This window comes from Psychrobacter sp. TB20-MNA-CIBAN-0197 (assembly GCF_040309765.1).
Lineage (GTDB): Bacteria > Pseudomonadota > Gammaproteobacteria > Pseudomonadales > Moraxellaceae > Psychrobacter > Psychrobacter submarinus.
Genome location: NZ_JBEOPC010001445.1, coordinates 1 through 233 on the forward strand (window position 1 = coordinate 1; position 233 = coordinate 233).

Annotated in this window: 1 protein-coding gene; it reads left to right on the forward strand. The window is 40.8% G+C overall.

Features of this window, described 5'->3' with window-relative positions; all coding sequences use genetic code 11:
* Window positions 1-31: 31 nt before the first annotated feature.
* The coding region (locus tag AAEY83_RS18755; protein ID WP_502945232.1) for a phosphoglucose isomerase-related protein at window positions 32-233 on the forward strand (202 nt) is incomplete at its 3' end.

Sequence of the window (233 nt, forward strand, 5' to 3'; positions counted from 1 at the left end):
CATGTTGCCTGCGTACTTACAACAAGGTGAAATGGAAAGTAACGGCAAGCATGTTAACTTTGCGGGTGAACCTGTGCCTTATACAACAGTGCCAATTATTTGGGGTATGACCGGGATTAACGGGCAACACGCATTTTACCAATGTTTGCATCAAGGTAATGTTATTGTACCGGCTGATTTTATTGCCTCAATTAAGCCGCAAGTAAACGTTGATAAACATCACGATATTTTAT